23 protein-coding genes and 2 pseudogenes are annotated in these 26923 nt (G+C 63.6%); 15 read left to right on the top strand and 10 right to left on the bottom strand.

The window, feature by feature from the left end; genetic code table 11:
• Positions 1–101 precede the first annotated feature (101 nt).
• Positions 102–806: a PepSY domain-containing protein gene (locus BSL82_RS13035; RefSeq protein ID WP_331386562.1), complete on the bottom strand. Its 705-nt coding sequence runs from the start codon at positions 804–806 to the stop codon at positions 102–104.
• Between the two features lie 562 nt (positions 807–1368).
• Here BSL82_RS13035 and BSL82_RS13030 point away from each other — a divergent pair.
• Positions 1369–2916: pseudogene (locus tag BSL82_RS13030) on the top strand (acyl-CoA synthetase); the annotation flags it as partial.
• 184 nt (positions 2917–3100) lie between these two features.
• On the opposite strand, the gene BSL82_RS13025 reads toward BSL82_RS13030, so the two are convergent.
• The 3 genes from BSL82_RS13025 to BSL82_RS13015 form a co-directional block, all read right to left on the bottom strand.
• A complete protein-coding gene (locus tag BSL82_RS13025) occupies positions 3101–3385 on the bottom strand; it encodes a BrnA antitoxin family protein (protein ID WP_048577375.1) in 285 nt (94 codons plus the stop codon).
• Between the two features lie 74 nt (positions 3386–3459).
• Positions 3460–4482: an IS1595 family transposase gene (locus BSL82_RS13020; RefSeq protein WP_048575010.1), complete on the bottom strand. Its 1023-nt coding sequence runs from the start codon at positions 4480–4482 to the stop codon at positions 3460–3462.
• A gap of 50 nt (positions 4483–4532) precedes the next feature.
• Positions 4533–4811 (bottom strand): BrnT family toxin, encoded by a 279-nt coding sequence (locus BSL82_RS13015; RefSeq protein ID WP_083579205.1) that lies wholly within the window; start codon positions 4809–4811, stop codon positions 4533–4535.
• Positions 4812–5027: 216 nt separating this feature from the next.
• Between BSL82_RS13015 and BSL82_RS13010 the strand changes: the two genes are divergently transcribed.
• The 5 genes and pseudogenes from BSL82_RS13010 (at position 5028) to BSL82_RS12985 (ending at position 12563) form a co-directional block, all read left to right on the top strand.
• Positions 5028–5645: a recombinase family protein gene (locus tag BSL82_RS13010; protein ID WP_030091684.1), complete on the top strand. Its 618-nt coding sequence runs from the start codon at positions 5028–5030 to the stop codon at positions 5643–5645.
• An 8-nt stretch (positions 5646–5653) separates the two neighbouring features.
• A complete protein-coding gene (locus BSL82_RS13005; RefSeq protein ID WP_048577376.1) occupies positions 5654–8659 on the top strand; it encodes a Tn3 family transposase in 3006 nt (1001 codons plus the stop codon).
• A gap of 132 nt (positions 8660–8791) precedes the next feature.
• Positions 8792–11134: a TonB-dependent receptor gene (locus BSL82_RS13000; RefSeq protein ID WP_072597892.1), complete on the top strand. Its 2343-nt coding sequence runs from the start codon at positions 8792–8794 to the stop codon at positions 11132–11134.
• A 617-nt stretch (positions 11135–11751) separates the two neighbouring features.
• Positions 11752–11922 (top strand): annotated as a pseudogene (locus BSL82_RS20530) (transposase domain-containing protein); the annotation flags it as partial.
• Positions 11923–12131: 209 nt separating this feature from the next.
• Positions 12132–12563, top strand: a complete 432-nt coding sequence (locus tag BSL82_RS12985) for a hypothetical protein (protein ID WP_072597889.1) — start codon at positions 12132–12134, stop codon at positions 12561–12563.
• A gap of 349 nt (positions 12564–12912) precedes the next feature.
• Here the strand turns inward: BSL82_RS12985 and BSL82_RS12980 are convergent, their stop codons facing one another.
• On the bottom strand, positions 12913–13515 hold the full coding sequence (locus BSL82_RS12980) for a nucleotidyltransferase family protein (RefSeq protein ID WP_072597888.1): 603 nt from the start codon (positions 13513–13515) through the stop codon (positions 12913–12915).
• Entirely contained in the window at positions 13502–14479 is a 978-nt protein-coding gene (locus BSL82_RS12975; protein WP_072597887.1) for an XdhC family protein, read from the bottom strand. The genes BSL82_RS12980 and BSL82_RS12975 overlap by 14 nt, the downstream gene beginning before the upstream one ends.
• A 267-nt stretch (positions 14480–14746) precedes the next feature.
• On the opposite strand from BSL82_RS12975, the gene BSL82_RS12970 reads away from it, so the two are divergent.
• A complete protein-coding gene (locus tag BSL82_RS12970; RefSeq protein WP_072598786.1) occupies positions 14747–15712 on the top strand; it encodes an NAD(P)-dependent oxidoreductase in 966 nt (321 codons plus the stop codon).
• 59 nt (positions 15713–15771) lie between these two features.
• On the opposite strand, the gene BSL82_RS12965 is transcribed toward BSL82_RS12970, so the two are convergent.
• On the bottom strand, positions 15772–16251 hold the full coding sequence (locus tag BSL82_RS12965) for a Dps family protein (protein WP_072597886.1): 480 nt from the start codon (positions 16249–16251) through the stop codon (positions 15772–15774).
• Between the two features lie 185 nt (positions 16252–16436).
• Here BSL82_RS12965 and BSL82_RS12960 point away from each other — a divergent pair, with 185 nt between their 5' ends.
• The 3 genes from BSL82_RS12960 to ribA all read left to right on the top strand — a co-directional run bounded on the left by BSL82_RS12960 (position 16437) and on the right by ribA (position 19295).
• Positions 16437–17297, top strand: coding sequence for a class I SAM-dependent methyltransferase (locus tag BSL82_RS12960; RefSeq protein ID WP_072597885.1), 861 nt, complete (start codon positions 16437–16439; stop codon positions 17295–17297).
• A gap of 109 nt (positions 17298–17406) precedes the next feature.
• Positions 17407–18210: an exodeoxyribonuclease III gene (locus tag BSL82_RS12955; RefSeq protein ID WP_072597884.1), complete on the top strand. Its 804-nt coding sequence runs from the start codon at positions 17407–17409 to the stop codon at positions 18208–18210.
• A complete protein-coding gene (gene ribA, locus BSL82_RS12950; RefSeq protein WP_072597883.1) occupies positions 18210–19295 on the top strand; it encodes a GTP cyclohydrolase II in 1086 nt (361 codons plus the stop codon). The genes BSL82_RS12955 and ribA overlap by 1 nt, the downstream gene beginning before the upstream one ends.
• A gap of 20 nt (positions 19296–19315) precedes the next feature.
• Here ribA and BSL82_RS12945 read toward each other — a convergent pair whose 3' ends face one another.
• Positions 19316–19990 carry a YggS family pyridoxal phosphate-dependent enzyme gene (locus BSL82_RS12945; RefSeq protein ID WP_072597882.1) on the bottom strand — a complete coding sequence of 225 codons (675 nt, stop codon included), beginning with the start codon at positions 19988–19990 and terminating at the stop codon, positions 19316–19318.
• Between the two features lie 23 nt (positions 19991–20013).
• Here BSL82_RS12945 and BSL82_RS12940 point away from each other — a divergent pair, with 23 nt between their 5' ends.
• Positions 20014–20559, top strand: a complete 546-nt coding sequence (locus BSL82_RS12940) for a thiamine phosphate synthase (protein WP_072597881.1) — start codon at positions 20014–20016, stop codon at positions 20557–20559.
• A gap of 33 nt (positions 20560–20592) precedes the next feature.
• Here the strand turns inward: BSL82_RS12940 and BSL82_RS12935 are convergent, their stop codons facing one another.
• Positions 20593–21300, bottom strand: coding sequence for a hypothetical protein (locus BSL82_RS12935; RefSeq protein WP_226998462.1), 708 nt, complete (start codon positions 21298–21300; stop codon positions 20593–20595).
• 238 nt (positions 21301–21538) lie between these two features.
• Between BSL82_RS12935 and BSL82_RS12930 the strand changes: the two genes are divergently transcribed.
• From BSL82_RS12930 to holA, 4 genes are read left to right on the top strand one after another with little or no spacing between them, the layout of a single operon-like run.
• On the top strand, positions 21539–21964 hold the full coding sequence (locus BSL82_RS12930; RefSeq protein ID WP_072597880.1) for a DUF3576 domain-containing protein: 426 nt from the start codon (positions 21539–21541) through the stop codon (positions 21962–21964).
• A gap of 25 nt (positions 21965–21989) precedes the next feature.
• Positions 21990–24506, top strand: coding sequence for a leucine--tRNA ligase (gene leuS / locus BSL82_RS12925; protein WP_072597879.1), 2517 nt, complete (start codon positions 21990–21992; stop codon positions 24504–24506).
• Positions 24503–24997, top strand: a complete 495-nt coding sequence (lptE, locus tag BSL82_RS12920) for an LPS assembly lipoprotein LptE (protein ID WP_072597878.1) — start codon at positions 24503–24505, stop codon at positions 24995–24997. The genes leuS and lptE overlap by 4 nt, the downstream gene beginning before the upstream one ends.
• Entirely contained in the window at positions 24994–26019 is a 1026-nt protein-coding gene (gene holA, locus BSL82_RS12915; protein WP_072597877.1) for a DNA polymerase III subunit delta, read from the top strand. The genes lptE and holA overlap by 4 nt, the downstream gene beginning before the upstream one ends.
• A 6-nt stretch (positions 26020–26025) precedes the next feature.
• Here the strand turns inward: holA and BSL82_RS12910 are convergent, their stop codons facing one another.
• Positions 26026–26904, bottom strand: coding sequence for a ParB/RepB/Spo0J family partition protein (locus BSL82_RS12910; RefSeq protein WP_226998461.1), 879 nt, complete (start codon positions 26902–26904; stop codon positions 26026–26028).
• Positions 26905–26923: the final 19 nt, after the last annotated feature.

Genomic DNA, 26923 nt, shown 5'->3' with positions numbered 1-26923 from the left:
TCGCTGCCAAACGAAGTCTCGCCTGTTCAACTGCGTTCCAACCCGCCGCGCGACTTATCACTTTTCTTTATCATCATGCTTCTCCGGTTTCTGCCGGTCCGCTAGCCTGACGCGCTTGACCGACGCCGCTTCGGCCAACGCATGCAAAGAAGCACGGCCCCGCCAAGCCAAAGTCCGAGGCCGCCGAGCGCAAACCCTAGAAGCCATGGCGTGTTGAAGTCCTCGTGATTCTTCCAATCCATGATGTGAAGGCTCCAGAAGAAGTCATAAAGCCGCCACGTGCCTGTCCTCACCGCCGCAATCCGGCCGGTATCGGCCGCCACGAAGATCCGAGTGGAGTCCGGATCGGCGAACGTCACACGCCAGGCGGGAAGCGTGCCGCGATATTCGGGACTGGCGCGATCGATCAGTTCCACGTTCACACTTGGGTGATCGTTGCTCCGCCAGGCGGCCCTCGCTACCGCTTGGGCTTGCGCCGCAGTTGGGGCGGGCAACAGTGCGCCCGTTCTCGCGTCGAACAGCCGCGTCCCTCGGGCCGTTGTCGCCTCAGCGACCGGGCGGCCAAGCCACATGCGATAGCTCACGGTCTCGATCCGCGTCCCGGTCGCCGCGACGATCACTGATGGTGGGACGAGCGCCACGCCGCGAGGCAAGGGCGCCACGGCTTTGCGGTCCACAAGGTGATCGCCATGCACTCGATCGATGGGCAAGAAGCTCATCAACGCGCCGCTCGCGAACCACAAAAGAAGCTGCGCGCCGACAATGATCGCGAGCCACTTGTGAGTGCGGCTCGCGAGAAGGTGCAGCCGAAGTTTGGTGCTTCTCAGGGTCGAATCTCCATCCTTGCGTGTCTCATTTCGTGCCTGCCAGATTCTTCATCATCCCGCGTGGCCGACAGGTGCGCCCGCGACCAGCGCTTGTACGGCTCAGCCGTCATCCCCGAGAGTTAGCGCACGAACGCCACCGTGTCCCAGACAGGGGATCCGGTGCGTCTTGCCCCCCGCCGGCTCGGCCGTCAGCTTACACCATGCTTGATAATCCAGGGCTGCTGAGCGGGCGTGAGGCGTTGCGCCACCCCTCGCCAGTTCGGGGCTTGCCGTTAAGGGCCTTGGCTCACCTCCGATTCCTCCGCGCCGGGGCGATAGATGACAGCCGCTGCACATCTCTCCGTAGAGGCCGACACCGACTGACACCCGTTGCGCCGACGCAAAATCCGGCCGCGCCCTTGGCAATCAGCCCGCTGGCACGGCGGTCGAACAGGTCAGTTGCTTGTCCGGCTTACAGATAGCGCCCGATCGCACTGCCCGGGCTCGGTCACGTCCTGAACTTCGGTGACGTTCAGGACGTGGCTGCGATCTCGATCGGTGGGCGGCCCGGCGGGTCCCAGACAAGCTGGCTATCGTTGACGGGACAACCCGGCTGACGTTCGCCGAGCTCGATGCGGCGGTCGACAGCACGGCCGCCGCGCTCGTCGACGCGGGATTGTCGAAGGGCGACAGGCTGGCCCTGCTGTCGCACAATTGCTGGCAATTCGCGGTGCTGAATTTCGCTACTGCCCGCGTCGGGGTAGTGCTGGTTCCGGTCAATTTCATGCTCGGTGCCGATGAGATCGCCTTCATCCTCGACCATTCGGGATCGAGCGCCTTCGTCGTCGAAGACGCGCTGGTGCCGGTGGCCGAGGATGCCCTTGCCAGGTCGGCCGACCGCACTGTCCGTCTCCGCCACGCCATCAACCTGACCGGCCGACCGATCGCCGGCGGCTGGTCCGATGTCCAGGCGTGGCTCGATTACGGGGGAGCACCGCCCCATGTGGCCATAGCCGATGACGACCCGGTGCGGATGATGTTCACATCCGGCACCGAGAGCCGGCCGAAGGGCGCGCTTCTCACGAGCCGGGCGCTCCTTTGGCAATATGTATCATGTGCGATCGACGGGAATATGACCGGGGACGATGTCGATCTTCACACGCTGCCCTTCTACCATTGCGCACAGCTCGACTGTTTCCTGAACGTCGACGTCTATTTGGGCGCGACTTCGGTGATCCTGCCCTCACCCGATCCCACTGCGGTGCTGGCGGCCATCGCCGAGTATAGGGTAACCAGATATTTCGCGCCGCCGACCGTCTGGATCGGGCTGCTGCGGTCTCCCGATTTCGGGTCAGTGGATATTTCCAGCCTCCGCAAGGGCTATTATGGCGCGTCGCCCATGCCGGTCGCGGTGCTCGAGGAACTCGGCGTGCGTTTGCCCGGGGTGGATCTGTGGAACTTCTATGGACAAACCGAGATGGCGCCCGTCGCCACGATCCTCGGCCCGGAGCAGCAGTTTTCCCATCCGGGTTCTGCCGGGCGACCTGCCGTCAATGTCGAGACGCAGATCGTGGATGAAGAGGATCGTCCGGTTGCCCCCGGGGTTGTCGGCGAGATCGTTCATCGCTCGCCACAAGCCACGCTCGGCTACTTCAACCAGCCCGATAAGACCGCCGAGGCGTTCCGGGCAGGTTGGTTCCATTCCGGCGATCTCGGTTACATCACCCAAGAAGGCTACCTCTACGTCGTCGATCGCAAGAAGGACATGATCAAGACCGGTGGGGAGAACGTCGCCTCCCGCGAGGTCGAGGAGGCGATCTATACTCTTGAGGGCGTTGCGGAGGTTGCCGTCTTTGGCGTCCCTCACCCGTTATGGATTGAGGCAGTAACGGCTATCGTCGTTCCCAAGTCCGGCGCGGCGCTGACATCAGATCAGGTGATCGCGCACACCCGGGCCGTGCTCGCCGGCTACAAAACCCCGAAGCTCGTCGTCATGGTCGATGCTCTGCCGAAGAATCCGTCCGGAAAAATCCTCAAGCGCGAACTCCGCGACATTTATGCCCGTGCCTGGCCGGCCACGGCGGACGACTCCATGGTCGCGGCCCAATAGTTGGGCCGCGATGTCGGCGGGGTGCGTATTGCCTCGGCGGAACGGGCGCTGCGTGCGGATGACGCGATATCTGCGATGGGGCCCAAATGGGGCCCGGCACAGCATGTTTCCTGCCAATATATGATTTATTACTAGGGGTTTGAGTAGCAACGGAACAGAAAACCTACATAAGCCAAGCAGCCGCTTATCTCCGGTCCGCGTTGTCATGGACATAACGGCGCAGCACGCGGTTTATTTCGGTCTGGTATCCCCCCGATTGCGCGTGATCCTTGAACCAGCTCACCACATCGGTATCGAGCCGCAGGGTAACGGGTTTTTTGCGCGGCTTGTAAAGACCGGGACGCTTTGCCAAAGCCCAATTCTCAATCGGTGCCTCGGGAATATCCGCCGTGTCGATGTCAGTGTCAGGCATGTTCACTAGCTGCGCAATTTGGGCCGCTATGTCAGCCTCAGTCATCTTGTGCTTCATAACGTTTCCTTTCATCGGCTGTCGCTTTTCGGGCGCTGATAATACGTATGCTGTTCTCATCCGTGCCTATCCGCTTAAGGCATACACCCACTAGATATGGTATGGTGGGTCCATTGGCCTGAGTAGAGTTCGGCAAAGGTCGGCGCCTCGATATCACTGGCGATCCCGAGGAGGGATCGGAAGGCGTTGAACGGGTAGAAGCGGCGATTGAAGCGGAAAGTGAACTCGTTGAGGTAGGCTTGCAGATGCTTGGTGCTGACGCCGTGGTGGATGCCGTTGAGCCACGCTTTGAGGTTTGAGAACACCAGATGGACGATGGGCAGGAACTCTTCGGACACCTCCGGGTCGCCACACTGGGCGATGGCGTGATGGTCGTAACCGCCGCCCTGCAACCCGCTATAGCCGCTCCAATCATCGGTGATGACCAGCGTTCCCGGCTCGACCGCGCTCTGTACAAAGCCACCAAGGGCACCGGCACTGCGGTCTGCACCGATGGCCAATCGAACCCTTCCGGCATAGCGTCCGTTCCGGCGGCGGTCCTGGCCAGTGCCAGGCTCCCGGTGACGAACTTCGACGGCGGCGACCACCAGCGTTTTGTGGTGGGTTCCCCGGCCTTCGCCGCGCGTTCGCCCGCCGATCCAGGTCTCATCGACCTCGACATGCTGACCGCTCTGCCCGCCGATCCGATCCTGATCGGGGCGCACCATCGCGGCGCGCAGTTTATGGAGCAGGCCAAAGGCCGTCTCGTACCGGGTCAGGCCAAGCTGGCGCTGCAACTGGACGGCAGATATGCCGGTCGTCTGACTCGCAACCAGGTAAGCGGCCCAGAACCACACGCTGAGCGGGATGTGGCTTCGTTCCATGGCCGTGCCGACCATCAGGCCGGTCTGACGGCGACACGAGCGGCACATCAGGATGACAGGCCGAGTGGTGAAACGAAACGGATCGCCGACGACGCCACAGCGTGGGCACGCAAATCCATCAGGCCAGCGAGCTTTTTCAAGCCAGGACGCGCAAGCGCCATCATCCGGGAAAAGCCGCTGGAACTCGGGGAGGGATTTCGGGAACGGCAGCTTGTCGCGGTCAAGAACGTCCACAATCCCCACCCTTTACAACCGCTTTGGGTGGCACCAAGCCGCAGGAAAAGTCAGGCGCGCGCCACAAGGCAGCCACTAGATGTAGTGGGTGTATGCGTCAAGCGGATAGGCACGTTCTCATCGTCACCCGTGGGGAGCGTGTGGACGACCGTTAAGATCAATATGCCGCGTACCAAGCCAATCGCGTGCCAGCGTTCTTCGTCGTTTTCATAGCGATCAAACACGATGATATGGGCGGGATCATCCCAGACCAGCTCAGCCAGCTCGAATGCGACATGGTGCTTGCGCAGGTTGGCAGCGGCCTTGTCGTCGTCCCACTCAAATATCACAAAACTTCCTGTATTGACATTATCGTGCATACATTGCTCGAGGGCCAGATGCAACGCTGAACCATGCGGTCACAACAAACCCCGGTTTGATGCGAAGCGGCCCAGCGATTACGATCGAACTGCTGGATGGCCCTCAATCTCACATCTACCCGTCCAGAAACCTATAGCCGGTAAACCCATCGTTCGATAGATTGATGCAAGAGGGAGCGGGCGTCGATGCTGATCGGGTACATGCGGGTGTCGACGGGCGAGCAGAATCTTGATCTGCAACGCGATGCGCTGGATCGTGCCGGATGTAACCGGGTATTCGACGACGTGTGCTCGGGCCGTGCGACCGAACGGGCCGGGCTCGACAAGGCACTCGATATAATGCGTGATGGCGACACCCTCGTAGTCTGGAAGCTCGACCGGATCGGACGGTCGCTGCCCCACGTCGTCGGGCTGGTCGGCGATCTGCAGAAGCGCGGGGTCGGCCTGAAGGTGCTGACCGGCGATATCGACACGACAACTGTTACGGGTCGTTTGGTATTCGGTATTTTCGCGACCCTGGCCGAGTTCGAGCGCGATCTGATCCATGAGCGCACAATGGCGGGGCTGGCGGCGGCCAGGGCGCGGGGCCGTGCAGGCGGTCGGCCGCGGGTCATGACGAAGCAGAAGCTTAAGGCTGCGATGGCGCTGATGGCGGATCGCGACAATGCCGCACGCGATGTTGCGGTCCAACTCGGCGTGTCAGTGTCGACGCTTTATGCCTACGTCGATGCGAAAGGTCAGCCGCGAGAGCGGGCCAGCGAATTGCTGGGCAAGCGCGGGGTTCGGCCTAGAATAGCAGCATAGGCCGAGCGGTGCCCGTCAGCTTTCTCTCGGACGAGCAGGCGCTCCGCTATGGTCGCTTCGTCGGCGATCCTACATCGGACCAGTTGGCGCGCCATTTTCATCTCGATGATGCAGACCGAACGTTCATCGGCGCGCACCGCGGCGATCACAACAGGCTGGGTGTTGCGGTACAGCTTGGCTCTTTGCGGTTGCTCGGCACCTTTCTCGAAGATCCTGCACAGACACCGGCGGCGGTCATCCGGTTCGCAGGCAGCCAGCTGGCGATCAACGAGCCGTGCGAACTGATGGCGCAATATTGCGCGACCAAGGGACGATGGCGGCACGGCCCGCGCATCCGCGATCATTATGGCTACCAGGTTTTCTCCGATCCACGCATCGCGTTCCGATTGCATCGTTTTCTGTACGCGCTGTGCTGGACGGGCACCGATCGGCCATCGGCGCTCTTCGATGCAGCGGCGACGTGGCTGATTGAATCCAAGGTGCTGTTGCCAGGGCTGTCCGTCCTCGAGCGCGATATCGCACGAGTCCGCACACGGGTCGCCACGCACGTTCATCGCCGACTCATCGACAGGCTGACGTCGGAGCAACGCGCACGGCTCGACACACTGGTCGCTGTTATTGACGACGGGCGGCAAAGCCCGCTCGATCGACTGCGTGACGGTCCATACTTGCAAAGCGGCCCCGAGATCAGCCGCGCCGTTGATCGCCTTACCGAAATCCGCACGTTCACAGCGGGCTTGCCCGAACTTGACCGAGTGCCACCCGGCAAGGCGGTCGCATTGGCGCGATTTGCCGGTGCTGCGCGGGCGCAGGCCGTGGCCCGCCTCCCCGACGACCGGCGCGCAGCCACCCTCGTCGCGTTCATCCGCACCCTCGAAGCGACGGCCAGCGACGATGTCATCGACCTGTTCGACGTCGTGTCGACCAGAATGTTTTCCAACGCGCGCATCAAAGCCAGGGATGCCCGGATGCGCTCGCTACGTGATCTCGATACCGCATCGCTCCGGCTTCGCGATGCCGGCGCCGTGCTGCTCGATGACAACATCAGCGATGCACAGGTACGCGCGGCCGTGTTCGCGCTGGTCGACCGGGCAGCGCTGACCGACGCCGTCGCACAGGTGAACCTTCTCGCGCGACCGAACGACGAGAGCTATTTTGTCGAGTTGCGCCAACAGGCCGGCACGATGCGCTATCTGCCGAAGATGCTGGCAGCGCTCGATCTTGCAGCCGCGCCCGCAGGACAGCCCCTGCTGGACGCGGTCGACCACCTGCGGAGGGTTCACAGGGGCGAGAAGCGCCGTGGACCGGCACCAACATCGTTCGTCCCCAAGGCGTGGGGGCGCCAGCTAAAGAGTGATGACGGTACATTCGATCTGACCGGGTACCGGCTTTGTACGCTCGACCGGCTACGCCGCGCCATTCGCCGTCGCGACGTCTTTCCTGTTCGCTCGCTTCGTTACGCGGACCCGCGCAAAGGCCTGCTGACAGGAGCCGCCTGGGAAGCGGCGCGACCGACGGTATGCCGCACGGTCGGCGTGGCGGTCGCTGGCGACGAGGAGATCGCCAGGCTGTCCGCGCGGCTCGATCTCGCCTACCGCGAGACAGCCGCGCGCGTACCGGACAACGATGCCGTGACCATCACGAAAACGGCGAGCGGTGCCGACCTGTCGATCGCACCGCTCGACAGGATCGACGAGCCACTCAGCCTCACCGATCTCCATAGGGCGATCGACGCGCGGTTGCCGCAGCTGGATCTTCCCGAGCTGATCCTGGAGATGCACGCGCGAACCGGTTTCGCGGCGGCGTTCACGCATGCCAGCGAAGGCAATGCACGCGCCGAGGATATAGCGACGACGATCTGCGCGGTGCTTGTCGCGGAGGCCACCAATACCGGATTCGAACCACTTGTCCGTCCCGAGGTGTCCGCGCTGCGCCGGTCACGGTTGAGCTGGGTGAAGCAGAACTTCATCCGCGCCGAGACGCTGACCACAGCCAACGCGCTGCTGGTCGCGGCCCATAACAGGATACCACTGGCCCACGCCTGGGGCGGCGGCGAGGTCGCCTCTGCCGATGGACTGCGTTTCACCGTGCCGGTCCGCACTATCCACGCCGGCCCAAACCCGCGCTATTTCGGGCGCGAACGCGGCGTCACCTGGTACAATCTGGTTTCTGATCGCTTTTCCGGGCTGAATGCTCTGACGGTGCCCGGCACGTTGCGCGACAGCCTCTATCTGCTTGCCGTCGTGCTCGACCAGGAAACCGAATTGCGGCCAGGCGAGATCATGACCGACACAGCCGGCTACACCGACACGATCTTCGGCATTTTTCACCTGCTCGGGCTCCAGTTCTCGCCGCGCATCGCCGACATAGGCGGCGCGAGATTCTGGCGTGTCGACGGCAAGGCCCACTATGGCGTGCTGGATGACCTCGCGGCGAATAGGATCAACACCAGGCTGATTGTCGAGCATTGGGATGATGTCCTTCGTCTGGCTGGATCGCTCAAACTCGGCGTCGTACGCGCGACCGATCTCACCCGCGTCCTTCAGACCAATGATCGCCCCACCAGGCTGGCGCGTGCCCTTCAGGAGCTCGGCCGCCTCATCAAGTCACTCTACATGCTGCGGTTCATCGACGACGAAACCTACCGGCGCCGGATACTGGTCCAGCTCAATCGCGGAGAGAGCCGCCATCTGCTTGCCCGCACCATATTCCACGGCAAGCGCGGTGAACTTCGCCAGCGCTACCGCGAAGGGCAGGAGGATCAGCTCGGCGCGCTCGGGCTCGTCGTCAACCTGGTCGTGCTCTGGAACACGATCTACATCGACGCGGCGGTCAACCAGCTACGCGCTGAGGGCCATGTGATCCTCGACGAGGACGTCGCCCGCCTCTCGCCGCTTGGTTCCAGGCACATCAACATGCTCGGGCGCTACGCCTTCACCATTCCCGATATCGTGGCGCGCGGCGAGCTGCGGCCGCTACGCGATCCTGATGCCACAGGCATCGACGATGCGTGAAGCCCCTTATGTAGGTTTTCTGTTCCGTTGCTACTCAAACCCCTACTATCTCTTGCACTGATGTAATAAATCATATATTGACACGATTCAGTCTGCGGAAAGGCAGGCATCAATCAGGAATGAGGGGGATTTATGAGCAACCGCAGGCATCTTCTCGCTGGCGCAGCACTTTTTGGCATTCTGGCGCCGACGGTCGTCCAGGCCCAGGTTTCCGACGCAGATACGGCGGGCACCGGTGAGATTGTGGTCACCGCGCAAAAACGCAGCGAGCGTCTCAGCGAAACCCCGCTTTCGATAACGGCCGCGAGCGGCGAACAACTGGCCAGGGTCGGCGTCGCGTCGACAGCCGACCTGGTCAAGATCGTTCCCGGCTTCACCTTCCAGGCCAGCAGCTATGGGCCGCCGGTGCTGGGTATCCGCGGCATTTCGTTTTACGATCCATCGACATCGAACTCGCCGACGGTCTCGGTCTACGTCGATCAGGTCCCCTTGCCATTTCTCGTCATGACGTCCGGCGCATCGCTGGATCTCGAGCGTGTCGAAGTTTTGAAGGGTCCGCAGGGCACGCTGTTCGGCCAGAACTCGACGGGCGGCGCGATCAACTACATCGCGGCCAAGCCCACCGGCGAACTCGGCTTTGGCGGCAGTGCGGAATACGCACGCTTCAACCAGTTTAATCTGGAAGGCTTTATCAGCGGCCCGATTTCCGACACACTGAGAGTTCGCGTGGCTGCCCGCACTGAGCAAGGCGGCGCCTGGCAGAAGAGCGCGACCCGGCCCGGGGATGAACTCGGCGACCGCAATTTCACGACCGCCCGCATCCTGCTCGACTGGACCCCGAGCGACAGCGTCCGCTTCGAACTCAATGCCAACGGGTTCATCGACAAGAGCGACACCATGGCCGCCCAGTTCCTCAGATATGATGCAAGCTCTCCCGGGTCGCCGCTGGATGCGCCGACCAGAGATCTCGTCATAGCGAGAGGCAATCTCCGCGCTCCCGACAAGAGCCGGATCGCAGACTGGAACGCGGGCGACGATTATCGTAACGACACGGAATTCTATCAGCTGTCCCTGCGCGGAGACATCGATCTTTCCGATGCCGTCACGCTCACATCAATCACCGCCTATTCGGATCTCGACTATGACGCCCTGGTCGATGTCGATGGAACTACCGTCGGCCTTGTCGGGATCCGAACCGCCTCTACGATCGAAAGCTTTTCCCAGGAATTGCGCATCGCAGGCGAACTGTCTGGCGGCGATCTGAAGTGGATGCTCGGCGGCGTCTACAGCCATGATGATGCCAAGGAAACCATGTTCGGTTCTCAAGAGCTTTCATCGAACGCGGGGCTACCCACTGGCGTGTGGGCTAACTTCTTCCTCTCTCCTCCCGTCTCGACCTTCCTGCCGGCCAACAATGCCGTCAACAACCAGAAGATCGAAACGATCGCAGCCTTTGGTAGTCTTGACTATGATCTGACTGCCACTTGGTCGGTGTCGGGTTCCATCCGCTACACCGACCGCAAGAATGATGCGGAAGGCTATCTTGCCGATCCGGGCGATGGCCGGATTGCGGCCGCCTTCAATCTCGCGTTGGGAGGGAATACCCCACCGGGGGGCGGCGCCGTTTATCGGGCGAGCGACCTTGCATTCCTCGGCACCGCCCGCAAGACCTTGCATGAGGACAATCTCTCCTGGCGGGTCAATACGAGCTGGAAACCCAGATCAAATCTCCACCTCTATGCGAACGTGACGAAAGGCTACAAGGCTGGGGCGTTCACATCGCTTCCTGTTGTTCTCGACACGCAATACGAGCCGGCGAAGCAGGAGTCGGTTCTGGCCTATGAACTCGGCGTGAAAGCGTCGACGTCGGACAATCTGGTCCGTTTGGCTGGAGCGATCTTCCGCTACGACTACACCGACAAGCAGCTTGCAGGCTATGCCACGGTGCCGCCACTCGGATTCCTTCCCGCGCTGGTCTCGATCCCCAAATCGCGTGTCAACGGCGCCGAGCTCAATGTCGAGTTGCGCCCCATCGAGGGCCTCGTACTGAACACAAGCGCGACCTATGTGGATACGAAGGTCAAACGCGGCACGGTCCGCGACCCCAACGGCTTCCCGATCGACGTTGCGGGCGATGCCTTCCCCTACACGCCCAAATGGCAGCTCATGGGTGATGTTGAATACCGCTTTCCCGTCTCCGGTAACCTCGGTGCGTTTGCTGGTGTGAACGTCAACTATCGGACAAGCACGTTGGGGGCGTTTGGAGGCGATGCCGACTATGCGGTCCCTTCGTACACGCTCGTGGACTTGCGCGCCGGGATCGAGAGCGCGGATGGCCACTGGACAGCTCAGATCTGGGGGCGGAACGTCTTCAACGAATTCTACGTCGTCAACACGTCCCACGTCATCGACGCCGTAGCACGCACGGCCGGACGGCCGGCAACCTATGGCGTCAAGATTAGCTTTCGATACTGAGCGGGCCGCAAGAGCGCCCGAGGCCGTTCATCCACTAGCGTGACAGCTTCCACAAACACTCATGGTTTTAAAAACTGTAAAAGGAGAGGCTGGCCGCTGTTGCCCGCCTTTCTTTTCCGAAGCTGGCTGCGTTCAGTGCGTCTGGTATCAGAGCACGCGATGGCTATGGACCGGAATGCGCTGACGCACGCTATCGACGTAAGATCCATTGAGGCGCGCTGATACGTCGGGCCGACAACCGCATGGGCATGCGTACTGGCCAAGGCAAGAACTGGACTGGCCACCGCGTCAGCTCGCTGCGCCGTATCCACAAAATCGAGGGCTATAAATTGGCCGGTACATCGGCGGCGCATGGCTCACCATGTTGGTGGCCGCTACGAAGTTGGGCGTTACCAGCCACAAAATTCGGCGTGCCGTCGAAGCTGGGTTGCTTCCGACCGAGCAGATCATGCCCGGAGCACCTCATCAAATCCGCGCCGTTGACCTCGAAACGCCGAAAAGCCCGAAATCCGCGCTGCGATCTCGCGAAAAGGGGCCGTGTCGCGCTCACGACTGAAACCAGGAATCCCTGTTTTCCGCCATTTGAAAAGGAGCAGTACAATGACTCAGGCGTCGCGCTTAACCGCAAGAACGTCCTGTTCGCGGGCTCCGACGAAGGCGGCGACAACTAGGCTGTGATCGCCACGCTCATCGAAAACTGCAAGCTACCCGGCATCAACCCGCACGCCTGGCTGACCGATACACTCACCAAGCTCGCCAAGGGTCACCCTGCCAACGCCGTCGGCTGAGAACGCCGCATACGATTTTTATGCGCAATTCACAAGAGGTCGGTGTGTGGAGGCTTTCCATCCTCGATCCGCCGTGCTGCCTCTGGTCTATGACGAAAAGGATTGGGGCTTCATTGGCGCTTCATTGCCGCGCGTGTCTTCGAGGGACTGGGAAACTGGGCTTCTGGTTTTCACCTTTCATCCTCTGTACGCTTGGCATGACTGCCGGTATGATCGTGGACTTCCGTCAAATGCGCTATCTTGCCGGAGGTTTCTGTTCGGACGCCGATGGGCCGCTCATGGAATTCGAGCGGCATGTCGCATTGATGCCGGGCATGTACATGGGCGTCGGCGCGGCTGTCGCGGTGGGCCTGTGCCGTGACATCGGACGAGCCTGCAAAGCCGATCGGTCGGCGAAGAGCATTTTCCGGTTGCAGGTTGGCACTGGTCTCGTGCTGACAGGAATGCTGGCCGCAAGCCTGATCGACCTCCGGGTTGCGAGTTCCCGCCATTTGCTAGGCGAATGGCTCGTGATGATGGCAGGAATGCTGGTGGGGCATCTGTCGATGCTATGCGGCGGAATTTTCATTCGCATCGTCCAAGTGCAATGGCGGCAATGGGCGCGCACAAATTTCGGCGGCCTCCTTCGAATCGAGACCTAAAGCCATCACCATTAATGTCGCAAGGTGCCTAAGATAGTCTGGATGCCGTTTGCTGTTAAGGAGGGCCTGCATCCCCATTCGTGCGGTCGCGACGACGAGATCGCATGCGGCGCGCTGGTCAATCTCGGCGAATCTGCCCCTTGAGCATCCCGCGACGATGTAAGGCATAGGACGCTGATAGTTCTCGCCGCCGCTGGTTGCTAGGCATCAAAAATGAAAACAGCTGTTCTTCCGAGGAAAAGGTGCCAGTTTGGCATATGCCTTTGGATGTCAAAATCCTCAGTTCGGAGGAATGGCTAGCCAGCCGCCTGCTCCGACGGATCGGGCAGGGCATTGGTACGGATCGGCTTCAGGCAAGGCCATCGAGATCCTTCTTCGTATCTACGTCTTGAATGCAGCCCGGCTTGTCCGTTTCCACTCTGACGACACCATCCAGATTCTCGAGAACCGAACGAGCGCCTCGATCCCCATCCAACATCCCAAGCTGCTCGAATAAACCGCTCGACACCGCTACCGGATGGCCTGGCATCCGGCCGAACTCCGGTATCGCGGCAGGGGCTCCGTCGAGTACTTCAGCCAGCACCCGGCCCGCCAGTCGGGCGTCCAGATTTGGCATGTCTCCGAGAAATATCAGCGCAGCCCGGCAGTCCCGCGGCAGGGCGGCAAGGCCGCATTTCAGCGATGCCGAAAGGCCGTCGCTCCAACGCGCGCATCTGACAATGTTTAGGCGCGGCGTCTGAAAAGGCTTGAGAACCGCTTCGACCTCGTCGGCGTGCGACCCCAGGACGACGGTTACGCCATCGACCGGCGAATCGAGGGCGGTCCTGACCGGCCAGGTGATGAGCGGCTGGCCCCGGAAATCAGCGAGCAGCTTTACACCGTCAAAGCGTGTGGCGGCCCCTGCGGCCAGCACGATGCCATGACAACGAGCGTGGGCGTCAGGCTGCGACATGAGCTCCTTGCGTCATTTCGCGCGCCTGCGCGGGCATGGATTGGCGTCCGCTCTCGATGATCTCTGCGATAACCGACACGGCGACTTCCCACGGCGAATGCGCGTCGATGGTGAGTCCAATGGGCGCATGGAGACGGTCGATGTCCGCCTCGCCGACCCCTGCATCCCTGAGGCCGGCACGGCGCTGGTCGAGCTTGCGGCGCGAGCCCAGCACACCGACGTAGCCGGCGCGTGAGTGGAGAGCGGGCGCCAGCGCCTCCTGATCGATTTCCAGATCGTGGGTCGCCACGGCGACGGCTGTCCATCGATCAAGCCCAAGGTCCTTCATTGACTCCCGCAGGGGGCGCCGGTCGTGGCTTATGCCCCAGGGATGTCCGGTCGACGGGCCGAACGGGCTAAGCAGGATCGTTTGCCAGCCGATGGTCTTCCCGAGCCCCGCAATCGCCATCGCGAACGGATCGGTCCCGACCACCACCAGTCGTTGTTCAGGGTCGTACCGCCGCGAAATTGTCCCGTCGGCGAAGGGAGCCGAATCCTCGCGCGCTTCACACCGTCTGTTCGTTCCGTCGCTCACCCATATTGCAGACCGGCGTCCGGCGGTGCACCGCCGCAGTTCCTCCAGTGCCGGATCACCGGGCTCCACACGTTCAATCGCGACCTCGATGCGCCCACCGCATGGCAAGCGTATATCGATGAAGGGACTGCCCTTGCCGTAGATCAATGTTCGCACGCGCCCGTCGCGGATGACCTCCCGCCCGTTCCGTGCGACGTCGGATTCAATACAGCCTCCGGAAAGAAATCCCCAGCTATCCGTTTCGGTCACGACCATCTGGGCACCGACCGGGCGGGGTCCGCCATCAGCTGCAACGATTGTCGCCAATGCGAAGCTCAAACCTTCGTCAGCCGCCGCGAACATGCGCGGACGAATGTCGTCCTCCAGTCCACTGAAAAGCCAATCGTTCACCAAAACTCCTGTTCACCGTCATCTTGCGCTGTGCGGAGATGCAGCTACGACTGGACATACATAAGGGGTCTGCTGCTTGTACGGCAAGATCGCAACAGGCGGTGTTATGCACATCCCACTGCCAAAAAAATCCGATTCTGAGCCTCGCGACACAGGCGTATCGTCAAGTCGAAGAGTTGATCGTGCGATTGGAATTCGCCGTCCCTCTGGTTCAGGAAAGCGGCAATGTGCTATCCGGGCGCGCGACAGGTGAACACGAGGCGAATAATGACGCGCAGCGCGCAGAACAGCACGGCCCCGGCAGTGGTGACGAGCGATGCGATGGTCTGTGAGGTCCTGAACGGCGCGCTGGGCGGTTACCGCATGCTGCGCCAATGGGAAGCGAGCGATCCGATTGCAATGTTGCGGCAGGACGCAGCCGATGTGCGCGTACTTGTCGCCTTTGGCAGCGTTCCCCTGCGAAGCGATCTGATCGACGCATTACCGAATCTCGGCCTGGTTCAGGTTATGAGCGCCGGCTATGACGGCGTCGATCCGGCATTGTTGATCGAACGCGGCATCCAATTGGCCAATGTCGGAGAAGCGAACAGCGGCGTGGTTGCAGACCACGCGCTGGCGCTCGCGCTGGCGGCGCGGCGACATATCATCAACGGCGATAATTGGGTCCGCACCGGCCAGTGGGACAATGTTGGCCGTTACCCGCTCGTAAGCACCATCTCCGAGGAAAAGGCTGGAATCCTGGGGCTCGGCCATATCGGCCGCTCTATCGCCCGGCGGCTCGCAGGTTTCGGGGTTGAAACCGCTTGGTGGGGTCCAAGGCCGAAGCCCGACGAGTCGCTGCCGCGTGCGGATAGCCTGCTCGCGCTGGCAAAGGCGTCGAGCTTGCTCTTCATCTCCTGCCCGGGCGCGCCGGAGACCGAAAAGCTGGTCGACCGCAATGTGATCGAAGCGGTCGGAGCAGACGGCTTGATCATCAATGTTTCACGCGGATCGGTGGTGGACGAGGACGCGCTGATCGATGCCCTCCGCAACGGGCGGCTGGGCTGGGCCGCGCTTGACGTGTTCGAGAAAGAACCTGCGCCCGTAGCGCGCTGGGCCGATGTGCCGAATGTCGTGCTAAGCCCCCATCATGCCGGCGTTTCCTTCGGCGCGCTGGATGAGATCCGGAAGCGCGTGCGGGAAAATGTGGACCGCTTTCATGCCGGGGAACCAGTGCTGAACCGGATCATCTGACCTGAAGCTGAACTCTCCGGGCCGCCGTGGCACACATTCATCTCGACAGCGGCCCCGCTCTATTCTTCGAGCAGGGCGCGCAGCATCCAGGCGGCTTGCTCATGCACGCCGATGCGTTGCGTCAGCAGATCGGCCGAAGGCTCGTCATTCGCCTTCTCGACAAGCGGGAACAGCGCGCGCGCCGTGCGCGCCGTCGCCTCATGCCCCTTTGCGAGGACGTCCACCATCTCAAGCGCCTTGGGCGGAACTTCGGGGACATCGGGCAGCGAACTGAGCTTGGCAAACTGCGCATAGGAGCCGGGCGCGGGCTGCCCCAGCGAGCGGATGCGCTCGGCGATCGGATCGACCGCGTTCCAAAGCTCGGTATATTGGGTCATGAACATCAGGTGCAGGCTGTTGAACATCGGCCCCGTCACGTTCCAATGGAAATTGTGCGAGGTGAGATAGAGCGTGTAGGTGTCCGCCAGCAGGCGGCTGAGCCCTTCGGAGATCGCAACCCGATCCTCTTCGCCGATTCCGATATTCACTTGTCTCGTCATGGAGCTATCCTTCTCGGTAACAGTCGGGATTGGAGCCGAATCGTTCAGCGTCGCTCGGGCTTGATGCCAGTGGTTATACCCAGTCAGCGTCGGGCAGGACAAGCGGCCGAGCGCTGCGCGCCAGACTTTACAAGAGCGGCGATCGGGCGCTGATTCCGTCTGCAACGCCAATGGGAGGGATTTCGATGACCGAAGCCGGCAGGGATAAGGGCGGGCTGGCCGCGCACGATTGGGCAGGCGACGCGGGCGCCCGCTGGCTGGCCCAACTCGACCGGTTCGAGAGCATGATCGAGCCGCTCGGACAGGCGCTTCTTGCCCAGGCCGGCTATGCCCCCGGCGAGCGGGTGGTCGACGTCGGCTGCGGCGGAGGCTGGACGACGAGGCAGATCGCCGCAGCAGTGGGGGACAGCGGCCTCGCGCTTGGCCTTGACATATCGCCCGACCTCGTGGCCGCGGCCAGCGATCGGGCGCAGCGCGCCGGGCTTGCCCAAATCCGCTTCGAGCAGGGCGACGCCGCAACGGCAATGCCGGTGGAAGCGCCGTTCGACCGGCTGTTCTCGCGCTTCGGCCTGATGTTCTTCCCCCAGCCCTATCCCGCTTTCGCCAATCTGCGCAGGATGCTGCGCGATGGCGGGCGGCTCGACATCGCGACATGGGCGCCCATCGCCGAAAATCCCTGGCAGCGCAGCGTCATGTCCATCATCGGCGCGCATATCGACCTGCCGGCCCCGGAACCGCGCGCGCCCGGACCGTTCGCGCTCGGCGAGCAGGATTATGTGACCGACCTTCTCCAAAGCGCGGGCTTCACCGGCATCGCGTTCGACACCTGGAGCGGGAATCTGCGCGTCGGCGGCCCCGGCAGCGATCCGGCAAGCGCCGCGCAATTCGTGCTCGACGGAATGCAGATCGGCGACCTCATCGGCTCGAGCAGCGCGGAAGCACACGCAGCCATTCTCGGGAGCCTGGTCGAACTGTTCGAGCGCCACAGCGACGGTGACGGCGTTCGCATGGGGGCCAAGGCCTGGCTGGTGAACGCGCGCGCCTGAACAAGCGCAGGCCGGGCGCGCTCCGTACGGGCAGGACAGCTGCGTCCCGCCCATATGGTTTTCGGGCCCTGCTATTTGACCCGCGCCGATAAGGCGCTACATCGCCCCCATGTCTACAACGCCCAAGAAACTGAAAATCGCCTCCTGGAACATCAACTCCGTCCGCTTCCGGCTTGAGCTTGTCGAGCGCTTCCTGCGCGAAGAGCAGCCCGACGTCCTCTGCCTTCAGGAAACCAAGGTCATAAACAATGACTTCCCGGCGGGCCTCTTCCGGCAGCTCGGCTATAATTTCCACGTCATCCATGGCCAGCCCATGCATCATGGCGTGGCGATCCTGAGCAAGGTGCCGATTCGCGAGGATCACGCCCATGACTGGCAGGACAATGGCGAGGCGCGGCATGTCGGCGCGCTGCTCGATTGCGGAATCCGGATCGAGAACGTCTACATCCCCGCCGGGGGCGAGACGCCCGACCTCGAGGCCAACCCCAAGTTCCGGCAGAAGCTGGCGTTTCTGGAGCGGATGACGCGCTGGTCGGAAAAGCTCCGCCAGCCGACCGTCCTTCTCGGCGACTTCAACATCGCGCCGCTGGAATGCGACGTCTGGAATCACAAGGCGCTGCTCGATGTTGTCAGCCACACCCCGGTGGAAGTCGACCTGCTGACCGCGCTGCGCCAGAGCCACGACTGGATCGATCTTGGTCGCCAGTTCGTTCCCGCCCCCGAAAAGCTTTTCACCTGGTGGAGCTATCGCGCGCGCGACTGGCAGGCGTCGGATCGCGGGCGTCGGCTGGATCACGTCTGGGCCAGCCCGCAGATCGCGAGCGCCGCCAAGTCGCACCGTGTCCACCGCGCGTCGCGAAGCTGGCAGAAGCCATCGGACCACATCCCTCTCATCACCGAGTTCGCCTTCTGATGGCGAGCCCCGCGGAGCGGAGCGGCCGGCAGGTCAGCCGGGCGATCGACGCCTTGCGGCGGGGCCAGCCGGTGGTGATCCGGGACGGGAAAGCGGCGGTCACGGTGCTGGCCGTGGAGCTTGCCGAGGACGATACTCTTGCGGCGCTGGATGCCGCCGCTCCGGCTGATGTCCTGATCACCGCATCCCGCGCGGCCACGCTCAAGCTGGTGAACCAGCTTGCGGCGGCGTCGGGGCCGGTGCGGATCGGGCGCGTGCCATGGCTCGATCTGGCGGCCGCGGTCGCGCTCGCCGATCCTGTGTTCGACCTCACCCGGCCGTTGAAGGGGCCGTTTGCCGCCCGCGACGTGGGCGCAGCCGATGCGGCGGATGCAGCGATCCAGCTTGCCAAGCTTGCGGGGCTGCTGCCCGCGCTGTTCATCCGCGAGGCGGTGAAGGACGACAGGGAAGCGCCGCATGTGACGCCCGGCGATGTCGCCTCCTATGTTGCGCCTGACCGGCTGCGCATCGTCTCGCGCGCGCATCTGCCGATCGCCCAGTCCGACAAGAGCATGCTGGTCGCCTTTCGCGGTGTGCCGGAGCAGGGGGAGCATCTGGCGCTGCTGGTGGGCGGCGCGCCTGCCCATGACACAACGCCGCTTGTGCGCCTGCATTCGGAATGCCTCACCGGCGACGTGCTCGGCTCGCTCAAATGCGATTGCGGGCCGCAGCTTCATGCAGCGCTCGACGCGATGGCGGCAGCGGGCGGCGGCATCCTGCTCTATCTCCGTCAGGAAGGGCGCGGTATCGGGCTTTTGAACAAGCTGCGCGCCTATGCACTTCAGGATCAGGGGTTCGATACGGTCGACGCCAATCTGCGGCTGGGTTTTGCCATCGACGAGCGCGATTTCCGCATCGCCGCGCGCATGCTGAACCTGCTCAACATCGACACCGTGCGCCTGCTTTCAAACAATCCGGAAAAGGTGGAGGGGCTGCAGGCAGCCGGTATCAAGGTGGCGGAGCGGGTGTCGCTTGCCCTCCCCTCCAATCCGCACAACGCGCATTACCTAGCCACCAAGCGCGATCGGACCGGGCATATTCTATAGCCCCGGCGCTGAAACGCAGCCTATCGCTGTCGCTCGCCGAACAGCGCCGATCCGATCCGCACATGGGTGGCGCCAAGCCAGACGGCTGTCTCGAAATCGCCGGACATGCCCATCGACAGCTGATCGAGCCCGTGTTCGCGGGCAAGCTTGGCGAGCAGCGCAAAAAACGGCGCTGGCTCTATCTCCGCCGGGGGGACGGCCATCAGCCCCACCACAGGCAGGGCGGCCGCGTTCGCCTCCGCCAGAAGCGCGGGCAGGTCTTTCACCGCGCAGCCGCCCTTTTGCAGTTCGTCGCCGATATTGGCCTGGATGAAGCAGTCCGGACGCCTGCCGGTCTTTTCCATCGCCAGGGCGAGCGCCGCCACCAGCGACGGCCGGTCGACCGAATGGATGGCGTCGAACAGCTCGACTGCGTCTACCGCCTTGTTGGATTGAAGCTGCCCGACCAGATGCAATTCAACATCGGCATAGACGGCCTTCAGCTCAGGCCATTTCGCCTGCGCCTCCTGCACGCGGTTCTCGCCGAACACACGCTGACCGGCGTGGATCAGCGGGAGGATCGCGTCCGCCGGGTGCGTCTTGGATATTGCGATGAGCTTTACGTCCGCCGGGTCGCGGTCCGCCGTCTTCGCCGCGCGGGCGATCAGGGCCTGCACTTCGGCAAGCCTTGCCGCCGCCTGTTGTTCAATGTCCATGGCGCGCTGCTATAAAGGCCGCCATGCGCCGCCGCCACCCCGCTCTGCCCCGCTTATGGCTGATGACCGATGAGCGCATGGGTGACGATCTCCTTCGCGCCATTCGCCGTCTGCCGAAGGGAAAGGCCGGAGTGGTGCTGCGCAACTACAGCCTTGCCGCAGCCGACCGGCGGGCGCTGTTCGAGGCGGCGCGAAAAATCGCCCGACGCAATCGGCTGGTGCTTCTGCTCGGCGGCCCCGAACGGCTGGCAAGGCGCTGGAAGGCCGATGGGTGGCACGGCCCGGAGCGGCGGCGCAATCGCTCTCTCATTCACGGCATGGCCGTTCACGACCCGGCGGAGCTTGGCGCGGCGATCCGCGCAAAGGCCGATCTCGTCTTCCTTTCGCCCGTTTTCGCCACCCGGTCCCACCCCGACGCAGGGCCACTCGGGCGCATCCGCTTCGGCCTGCTCGCCCGCAGCGCCCGGATGCCGGTCGTCGCGCTTGGCGGCATGACGTCAAGCAAGTGGCGCAGCCTGAAGCGGCTGGGCGCTTATGGCTATGCCGCTATCGACGACTGGCTGAAGTGAAAATCGCAGGGAACTGCGCTGGCAGCGAATGGATCAGAAGCTGAAGCTGGTCCCGACGTAAACCGCCTGCGAATCGCGGCGGCCGTCGAAGGTCAGGCCCTCCGCCTCGTCGCGCTTCAGACGGACGCCGCCTGAAAGCGAGAGGTTGCGCGACACCGAATAAGCGCCGCCCAGATCGACGGAATAGCTGCGCTCGCGACCGATCGCCGGCGCGGCCTCGTCATTCTCATGATCCGCGCCAAGCTGCAGGGTGCCGCTCCAGTTGCGGCCCAGATAGGACACGCCGACATCGACCGATTCCCGCCCGAACGGCGCAAGCCCGGCGTCCACCTTGGCGATCCCGCCTGACAGAGCGAAACGACTCCAGCCGATGCTCACGCCCAGATTATAGGCGGATGGCGCGATAGCTTCCGTTCCTGCCACCATCGTCTTGGCGGCCTCGGCCTTGGAGACGCCGCGCGAACGCAACGCAACCGTGACCGACTTTTTCGATCCCGGCGATCCGGCAGGCGTGAAACGGAACATCTTTTCCTCGCCCGTCCCGCGTGAAAGCGTGGCGGCGAGCTTGGGGTCAGCGACCGAAGGCGTGAAGCCCAGCGTCCCCGGCGCAGCGGTAGACAGGGTGACGGGCGGCTTCTTCTTCGGCCTAGGCTGCGCGTCAGCCGCGGACAGGGCAAGCGGAAGCGTCGCAACAAGCGCGCCTGCCGTCACCAATATCCTCAAAGGCGTCTGAAAACGCACGAATCCAACACTCCCATCCCAAGACTTGGTCCAATATCACGCGAAAAGACCGAATCACCACCCCTTGTCCAAGAGATTCAACGCTTGTTGCGGGAATCACACACAGCCGCGCGCCGCTGCGCGGACATGGGCCGCCGGAACAGATCACCTTATCCTTTGCGCTTCGCGCGGCGGCTCCTATAACGGCGCGGTTTCAAAGGGTGGTAAGGGGCTTCAGGCCCGTTCGGAAGGTCCATTCATGTCGCTAACAAGAATCTCGGTCGGCCTGGCAATGGCGGTGGCGCTCGCGTCCTGCGGTGGCGGCAAGGAACGTCCGAAGGCCGATATCGCCGCGTCGCGGGTAACGACCATCGGTGTCAACGCCTATCTATGGCGGGCCGCGCTCGACACCATCTCGTTTATGCCGCTAGCCCAGGCGGATGCGAACAGCGGCGTCATCATCAGCGACTGGTACGCCAATCCCGCCGCTCCGACGGAGCGGGTGAAGGTCACCGTCTCGATCCTCGACAAGGATCTGCGCGCCGATGCGCTGCGCGTCGCCGCCTCGCGGCAGGTCTATTCGAACGGCCAGTGGCTTGACGCGGAACTGCGCGCCGGTACCGTCCAGCGGCTGGAGGAAGCGATCCTCGCCAAGGCCCGCGACCTGCGGCGCGCCGCCCTCTGACAATCCACCAGCCAAGAACAGTCCCTTGAACGCCCGTTTCAATCCAAAGGCTTCCGACACCCGCTGGCAGCGCGTGTGGGAAGAAAGCCGCACCTTCGTGGCCGACGACAGTTCGGCAAAGCCCCGCACCTATGTGCTTGAGATGTTTCCCTATCCTTCGGGGCGCATCCACATGGGGCATGTTCGCAACTACACCATGGGCGACGTCATCGCGCGCTACCGGCGGGCAAAGGGCTATGAGGTGCTGCACCCGATGGGCTGGGACGCCTTCGGCATGCCCGCCGAAAATGCGGCGTTTGAAAAGAAGGTGCATCCCGGAAGCTGGACCCGCGCCAACATCGCGACGATGCGCGACCAGTTGAAGGGACTTGGCTTCGCGCTCGACTGGTCGCGCGAACTGGCCACCTGCGAGCCCGATTATTACGGGCAGGAACAGGCGCTGTTCCTCGATCTTTACGCAGCGGGTCTCGTCTATCGCAAGGAAAGCTCGGTCAACTGGGACCCGGTCGACCACACGGTGCTCGCCAATGAACAGGTGATCGACGGACGCGGCTGGCGGTCGGGCGCGCTGGTCGAGCGGCGCAAATTGAACCAGTGGTTCCTGAAGATCACCGACTTCGCGGACGAGCTTCTGGACGGCCTCGATGCGCTGGAGGCATGGCCCGAAAAGGTCAAGCTGATGCAGGAAAACTGGATCGGCAAAAGCCAGGGCCTTCGCTTCCGTTTCCGCCTCGCCCAGCCTGCCGCCGGTTTCGACGGGTTCGAGGTGTTCACCACCCGGCCGGACACGCTGTTCGGCGCGAGCTTCGCCGCGATCTCGCCCGATCATCCGCTGGCGGAGGCGCTGGCCCGCGACAATGAAGCGCTTGGCGGTTTCATCGCAGATTGCCGCGCCACCGGCACCGCCGCGGCGGACATCGAAACCGCCGAGAAAAAGGGCTTCGACACCGGCCTCAGCGTCGTTCATCCGCTCGATCCGGACTGGAAACTGCCGCTGTTCGTCGCCAATTTCGTGCTGATGGATTATGGTACGGGTGCCGTGTTCGGCTGTCCGGCGCACGACCAGCGCGACCTTGATTTCGCCCGCAAATACGCGCTTCCCGTCAAGCGTGTCGTGGCTGGGGGCGACGATCCCGAAGCCCCGGTCGGGGACGAGGCCTATACCGGCCCCGGCAGGCTCATCAATTCAGGCTTCATCGACGGCCTCTCGATCGAGGACGCGAAGAAGGCCGTGATCGCCCGCGCCGAATCCGAAGGCTGGGGCCAGGGCACCACCGTCTGGCGGCTGCGCGACTGGGGCGTGTCGCGCCAGCGCTATTGGGGAACGCCCATCCCGATCATCCACTGCGAGGTCTGCGGCGTCGTTCCGGTGCCCAGGAAGCAGCTTCCGGTCTTGCTGCCCGAGGATGTCACCTTCGACGTTCCGGGCAATCCGCTGGACCGCCACCCCTCGTGGAAGCATGTCGAATGCCCGCAATGCGGAAAGCCCGCGCGGCGCGAGACCGACACGCTCGACACCTTCGTCGATTCAAGCTGGTATTTCATCCGCTTCGCCAGCCAGCCGGGCGACAAGCCGTTCGACAAGAAGGTGGCCGAGCAATGGCTGCCGGTCGCGCAATATATCGGCGGCGTCGAACATGCGATCCTGCACCTGCTCTACGCCCGCTTCTGGACGCGCGCGCTTCGCCATATCGGCATGCTGGACGTGGCCGAGCCGTTCACCGGGCTGTTCACCCAGGGCATGGTGACGCACGAGACGTACAAATCCGCCGAAGGCCAATGGCTTTCGCCCGATGATGTCGAAAAGCGCGACGGCCAGCTGGTCGAGATCGCCACCGGCGCGCCCGCATCTGCGGGCCGCGTCGAGAAGATGTCCAAATCGAAGAAGAACGTCATCGATCCCTCGCCGATCATCGACCAATATGGCGCGGATGCGGTGCGCTGGTTCATGCTTTCGGACAGCCCGCCCGAGCGCGATCTCGCCTGGTCGGAGGCTGGCATCGAAGGCGCATGGCGCTTCGTCCAGCGTGTCTGGCGGCTGGTGGACGGCACCGCCCCGGCCGATGGCGGCGACGCCGATCTCGACCGCAAGCTGCACAAGACCATCGCGGGCGTTGGCGAGGACGTCGACGCGCTTCAGTTCAACAAGGCCGTCGCCAAGCTCTATGAGCTGGTCAACGCCGTCGAGAAGGCGAAGCCCTCCGCCTCGCGCCACACGGCGGTGGACACCATCGTCCGCCTCGTCGCGCCGATGATGCCGCATTTGGCGGAGGAAGCATGGGCCAGGCTTGGCCGCGAAGGGCTGGTCGCCGATGCGCCCTGGCCGGAGGCGGACCCCGCGCTGCTCGTGGATGACAGCGTCACCATCGCCATTCAGGTCAACGGCAAGCTGCGCGACACGCTGATCGCGCCTAAGGGCGCGCCGAAGGCCGATATAGAGGCGCTCGCGCTTTCGTCGGAAAAGATCCAGGGCGTGCTTGCCGGGGCGTCTCCGAAAAAGATCATCGTCGTTCCCGACCGGCTGGTGAACCTCGTCGCATGATCGGGCGCGCCGTCCTTGCCCTTGCCGCCCTCTGCGCGCTTTCGGGTTGCCAGCTGAGCCCCATCTATGCCGGCGGCGGTTCCGGCGCGGTCGCGGCCGCACTCCGCAACGTGGACGTCGCGCCGATCGAGAACCGCTCCGGCTGGCTGGTGCGCCAGGCCCTGATCGACAGGCTCGGCACGCCGGAGGGTACGGCCAGCTATCGCATCGAGGTGGAGCTGGATGACCAGATCGAGGGTTTCGGCATTCGGCTGGACGATGCGATCACGCGCGAGCGCCGCACGCTGCGCGCGCGCTATCGGCTGGTTTCGGCCGACAATGGCCAGGTGCTGCTCGATGCGGCCGCCGCCAGCGATGCAGGCATAGACGTCACCACCTCCGAATATGCCACGATCGCCGCCGAGCAGACGGCGCTGGAACGGCTGTCGGAGGACATCGCCGACCAGATCTCCACCCGCGTCGCGCTCTACATCCGCAACCGCAAGCCATGAAAGCCGGCCGCGCCGAGATTGCCCGCGCGGTCGACAAGCCAGATCCCGCCCTCCGGCTGCTCCTTCTGCACGGCCCGGACGAGGCGGGCTCCCGCGCGCTCGGCGCACGCTATGAAAAGGCGCTTGGGGCCGATCATGAGCATATCGACATCGCACCGGCCGAGCTGAAGTCGGACCCCGCCCGGCTCGCGGACGAGGCGGCCGCCACCTCGATGTTCGGCGCTGCTTCGCTGATCCGCGTCACAAACATCGGCGACGAATCCGTCGATGCGGTGTCGGCGCTGCTCGAGTCCGCCGCTGCGGGAAACCCGGTCCTCGCCTATGCGGGTGCGCTTCGGAAAGACTCAAAGCTGCTGAAGCTGGTGGAGGGGTCGCCGCTCGCGCTTCACTTCGCCAGCTATCCGCTGGAAGGCCGCGATGCCGAGACGGAGGCGCAGGCGCTGCTGAAGGCCGAGGGGCTGCGCGCCTCGCGCGACGCGATCCGGGCGCTGACCGACGCTGCGGCCGGCGACCGCGCGATCCTGGCGGGCGAAATCGCCAAGCTTGCGCTCTATCTCGACGCCTCGCCCGAGCATCCCAAGTCCGTGGAGCCGCCGGTTGTGACAGCCCTCGTCTCCGGCCATAGCGAGAGCGACCTTGGCGCGCTGGTCAACGCCGTTCTTGGCGGCCAGCCCGGCGAGGCGGAGCGGCAGATCGCCAATGCCGCGCTGGACGGGATCGCTGGCATCCCCCTGATCCGGGGCGGGCTTCGCCGCCTTCACCTGCTGGCTGAGCTTCGCGCCGAGGTGGAAACCGGACAATCGGTCGAAAGCGCTATCGCCGCCAAGGGCAAGTCCGTCTTCTGGAAGGACCGGTCCGCCCTTTCCGGACAGCTCACAAGATGGCGCGGCCCGGCCCTCGCCCGCGCCATTTCGGCGCTCAACGACGCCGAGCGGCGCATCAAGCAAAGCGGCTCGGCAGGCGATATATTGGCGGCCGAAACGCTGATCGCCCTGTCGCGCCACGCCGCGCGCGGGCGCTGACCCTCGTCAGAAGCGCTCGCCCGACAGGCGCTGGCACAGCATATCGAGTTGATCGAGCGTCGAATAGTTCACGCTCAGCCGTCCGCCTGCGCCGTCATGCGCGATCTGCACCTTCAGGCCGAGGCTGTCCGACAGCTGCCGCTCCAGCGCCATGACATCGGCATCCGCCGTGCCGCCGTCGTCCCCGTTACCGGTGGAACGCCGCGCCTTGCCGCCCTGCTTCTCGTCGCGCGCCAACGCTTCGGTCTGCCGCACCGAAAGCCCCAGCCGCACCACTTCTTCAGCCAGCTTTTCCGGGTCCCTGGCGGTCACCAGCGCGCGCGCATGGCCCATGCTCAGCCGCTCGTCCAGCACCATGTTCCGGACGGACTGAGGTAAATCTAGTAATCTCAACAGGTTAGCTATATGGCTGCGGCTCTTGTGAACCAGCTTGCCAAGCGCCTCCTGGCTGTGCCCGAACTCGGCGATCAGCCGCTGAAATCCTTCGGCTTCTTCGATCGGGTTCAGGTCGGCGCGCTGGATATTCTCCACCAGCGCCAGTTCGAATCCGGTGGCGTCGTCCAGTTGCCGGATAACGGCCGGAATCTCGTGCAGCCCCGCCGCCTGTGCCGCCCGCCAGCGCCGTTCGCCGGCGACGATTTCATAGCGACTGCGGCTGAGCGGGCGGACGAGAATCGGCTGAAGCAGGCCCTGCGCCTTGATCGATTCGGCCAGCTCGTCCAGCTTGGTCGCATCGAACTTGCGGCGGGGTTGGCGCTGGTTGGGTATGATGGCCGAAATGGCGATCGCCTCCACCCCCTGCCCCGTCGACTGCGCCGTCTCGATGGCCTCCATCTCGCCCAGCAGCGCCGAAAGCCCCCGTCCCAGTCCAGCGGACCGCTTCATTCCCGATGCTCCTGCCACG

Source organism: Tardibacter chloracetimidivorans (assembly GCF_001890385.1).
Lineage (GTDB): Bacteria > Pseudomonadota > Alphaproteobacteria > Sphingomonadales > Sphingomonadaceae > Tardibacter > Tardibacter chloracetimidivorans.
This window is presented reverse-complemented; position numbering and strand designations above follow the sequence as displayed.